At 75.9% G+C, this 4,023-nt stretch carries 3 protein-coding genes; 1 reads left to right on the forward strand and 2 read right to left on the reverse strand.

What is annotated here, in order from left to right:
* Window positions 1-288: 288 nt before the first annotated feature.
* Window positions 289-1,320 (reverse strand): CorA family divalent cation transporter, encoded by a 1,032-nt coding sequence (locus ACFWH7_RS20825; protein WP_378219556.1) that lies wholly within the window; start codon window positions 1,318-1,320, stop codon window positions 289-291.
* Window positions 1,320-1,505 (reverse strand): hypothetical protein, encoded by a 186-nt coding sequence (locus ACFWH7_RS20830; protein WP_378219559.1) that lies wholly within the window; start codon window positions 1,503-1,505, stop codon window positions 1,320-1,322. The genes ACFWH7_RS20825 and ACFWH7_RS20830 overlap by 1 nt, the downstream gene beginning before the upstream one ends.
* A 511-nt stretch (window positions 1,506-2,016) precedes the next feature.
* On the opposite strand from ACFWH7_RS20830, the gene ACFWH7_RS20835 reads away from it, so the two are divergent.
* A partial coding sequence (locus ACFWH7_RS20835) for a hypothetical protein (RefSeq protein WP_378219561.1) occupies window positions 2,017-4,023 on the forward strand: 2,007 nt, incomplete at its 3' end.

Consider the following 4,023-nt stretch of genomic DNA (forward strand, 5'->3'; position numbering starts at 1 on the left):
TCTACCATCCGCCGCTCGTTCCTCGCGGCTCCCGCCAGGCCCGCCACGACGCGGCACCACCACCCACCCCGCCCGGCGTCATCTCGCCCTGGTCGTGGCTCACCCGGGCGACCGCCCGCGATGTCGGTCTTGTCGGGACGTCTCCAGTGCCGCGTGCACTGCCGGCACACGACGGACCCGACCCCCGTGGGTCTGAGAACCGGGCGCGCGCCGCGGACCCGACCCCGCGGGCTGGAGACCGACCACCGTTCTACCTCGGCGGACCGGGCGGGGCGTGGGGTGTGGAGGTCAGCGGAGCCAGCCGCGGCGCTTGATGTAGGCGAGCGGGATGACGGCCGCCACCAGGGTGAGCAGGACCGTGACGGTGAAGCCGGAAGGGCGGTCGAGCTCCGGCATGTGCGTGAAGTTCATGCCGTAGAACGACGCGATGAGAGTCGGCGGCAGGAACACGGCGGTGATGATCGTGAAGACCTTGACGATCTGGGCCTGCTTGACGTCGAGCGAGGTCATGATCGCCTGCTGGAGGTAGCGCACCTTGTCGTGCTCGAAGCTCGCGTGCTGCTTCACGCCGTCGATGTCTGCGACCAGCGTCTCGACGAGGCCCGCGAGCACGGGGTCGGTGTCCGCGATCTCGCTGCGCAGGTGCCGTGCGGCGCGGGCGAGCGAGAGCTGGGACTCCTGGGCGCGCGAGACGATCTCTTCCGCACGGTTCATGCGGGTGATGGTGTCCTGCATGTCGCTCACGCCGATCTCCCGGCCGCGCGCGTCGACGCCCCGGGTGGCCTCGTCGATCTCGTCGGACATGTCCTCGAGCAGGTCGCTCGCGTACGACACGACGCGGTCGGCGGCCTCGTTGAGCGCGTAGAGCAGCGCGTACGCGACGCCGTAGGACGAGCCGATGAGCCACGGGGTGCGGCGCATGCGCGCGATCGCCTTGTCGAAGACGCCGTAGTGGCGCTGCGGCTGGGCCGTCACGACGACGTCGGGGGAGAGGGCGAGCACGATCCGCTCGTACACGACGCGGTCGCCGTCGCGCCGCGTGGCGGTGACGGGGAGGTACACGTGGACGTCCGTCTCCCAGACCCGTCCGCCGGCGGCGACGAAGTCGACGCCGTGCTCGGCGGCGCGGGCGGTCGCGTCGGGGTCGCCGACCCCGACCTGGACCCAGTGCGAGCGCAGGACGCGCGGGTCGAACCGGGGCGCGCCGGTGCCGTGGGCGCGGGCGTGCAGATCCAGCCCGCCCCGTGCGGGTGCGGGGAGGGCTCGGTCGGCCGCGGGCGCGGGGACGAGGCTCGTGGGCTCGGGCAGCGTCGTCGTCATCAGACACCTCCTGCGGTGACGTGCGCGACCAGCAGCGCGCCGGCGATGAACAGGTACAGGCCGACGGTGAAGGAGATCGACTGTCGTTCCAGGTTGGGTCGGCGGGTGCGGCGCCGGTCGTCGCGCGCGTCCCGCAGGCGTGCGGGGCGGGTCCGGGTCTCGGTGGCAGGCGAGCGCTGGGTCATGGGTGGTCGTCCTTCTCGGCGGGCCGACGACCAGGGGCGGGCGCCACGGGGTGGGTGGCGGGCGCGGGCGGGTCGGCGGGTGCGTCAGCGGGTGGTCCAGCGGCGCGCACGACGGCGCGCGCGGTGCGCACTGGCGACCTCCCCGCGCGGGACGACGGCCGGTCGCGGGAGTCCTCGAGGAGCTCGCCGACTCAGGCGACGGGCTGCGGGCCACGGAGGGTGAGCGCGCAGTGCACGGTTCTATGACTGCTGCCGTCCGGCATGGGGCTCACCTCGCTCTCGTGGCGGCGGCGCCGTGGGCGCCGCACCCGGGTCGGGGCGCACGAGAACTGTGGCCACGACGGGGATCGAGGCCAGGCTAGCCCTCCCACGCAGGCGGGGCAAGCGACGTCGGCCCAGGTGGCGGTCGTGTGACGGGCGGGAAACGATGAGGTGATCCCTTGTTTACGGAGGGTTGTTAACATTTCATCCGGTCGACGGGCGAAGAAGCCCCCGGACGGAGGGTCCCGACATGTCAGAACAGCGCGACTACCTGGTTCCCGAGCCGCACCGCCGCGCGGACGCGCGGTCCGCGCGGCGGCTCGAGCGGCTCTCCTCCCGCGCGCAGGAGGTCGACCGCGCGCTCGCTGCGGTGGGCGAGGGCAAGGGCGGCCTCGTGTGGACGGCCGAGCACGGCATGGGGGCGAGCGCCACGCTCGAGGTCGTCTGCGAGGCGGTCGCGTCGCACACGTTCGCCCGCCCGACGCTCACCCTGCGGTGTCGCCCGCCCGCGGGTGCGCCCGCGCCGGGCTCCGCAGTCGTGTCGCTCGTGTCGCAGGTGTCGCAGCTCGCGGGCGGGGTCGTCCCGGAGCGCCTCACGCGCGTCCTCGAGCCCGTCGACCCCGGCTTCGGGTACCTCCCCGAGGTCGCGGCGGTCGCGCTCGCCGAGCTGCTCGTCGAGTCGTTCGACGGCGCGACGGTCGTGCTCGTGGCCGACGACCTGCACCTCCAGGACGAGCTCAGCAGGTCGGTCCTCGCGAGCCTCGTCGCGCAGCGCCACGCGCCGGTCGTGCTCCTCGGGACGGCGACCGCGGGCGCGCTCGACCCGTCCTCCGGACCGTTCGAGCTCCGCGCCGTGCCGCCCCTCGCGCCGGCGGACGCCCTGCACCTGCTGCTCGTCGAGCGCCGGCTCGCGGTCGCGCCGCACGTCGCGGCCCGCCTCGCGGCGCTCCTCGGCGGCAACGCCGCGGCGCTGACGCAGACGGCGGCGCTGCTCACGCCGGAGCAGCTCTCCGGGGGATCGATCCTGCCGGACCCGTTGCCGGCCGTCCCCGCCGTGCGCTCCCTCTTCGCCGACCGCCTCGCGGCCCTCAGCGAGGGGGAGCGACACGCGCTCCTGGTCGCTGCCGTCGCCGTCGTCGACCGGACCGAGCTGCTGCTGTCTGCGACCGGACTCGCGATGGACGGGGTCCTCGACGGCCCGCTCGCCGAGCACCTCGCGCTCGTGGGCGGCCGCTTCGCGTTCGTCGACCCGCGCATGCGGTCCCTGGTCCACGCGGACGCGCGGCTCGCCGAGCGCACGACGGCGCACGTCGCGCTCGCCGAGGCGCACCGCCGAGCGGGTGAGGAGGACGTGGCGGTGTGGCACTCGGCGCTCGCGACGCTCGTCGGCGACCCGGCGCTCGTCCCGGGACTGTTGCGGATCGCGCGTCGGCACCTGGACCGCGGGGACGTCGTCTGGGCGCACGAGGTGGCGCGCGAGGCCGCGAGCCAGGCCGCGACCGAGCACCGCGCCGAGGCGTTCGCGATCGCGGGTGTCGCCGCGCTGCGGTCGGGGCACGTGCAGGACGCCGCGGACTGGCTGCGCAAGGCGTCGCGCAGCGGTGACGACGCGCTGCGCGCGCGGACGCTCGGACCGCTCGTCGCCGCGCTGACGCTCGCGGAGGGTCAGGTGCCCGACGACGTGCTCTCGCCCTACCTGCGCGGCGGGCAGCCCGACGACCTGGCGCCGGACGCCGTGGCGGGGGTCGTGTCGGGGGTGCTCAACGCGGCGCGGCTGCACGCCGAGCGGGGCGACGGCGTGAGCACGTCCCAGCTCCTCGACACGGCGACGTTCCTCGCGTCCTGGTGCGACGACGACGCGACGGCCGCCGGGCTCGCGCTCGCGCGGTCCTGGGCCGCGGTGTTCGGCGTGGGCGAGCGCGCGGTCGTCCCCGACGTGGACCTCGGGCCGGACCACGAGGCGTCGGTGCAGGTCGGCCGGGCGCTCGCCCTGGCGGCCGACGACCGGCTCGAGGACGCGGCGCAGACGCTCGCGAGCGTCGTCGCGTCGCTCGCCCCGGTCCGCGACGGCGGCCGCTGGTTCGACGGCCCGGACACCGCGCTGACCCCGCTGGCCGAGGCGCACGTGCGCCTCGCGCAGACGCTCGTGCACCTCTGGCGGGGGGGGGGGGGGCGGGGGGGCCCCCCGCGGGGGGGGGGGGGCGGGGGCGCGGGCGGGGGGGGGGGGGGGGGCCGGGGGGGGGGGGGGGGGGGGCCG

It is taken from the genome of Cellulosimicrobium cellulans (genome assembly GCF_042723955.1).
GTDB lineage: Bacteria > Actinomycetota > Actinomycetes > Actinomycetales > Cellulomonadaceae > Cellulosimicrobium > Cellulosimicrobium cellulans_H.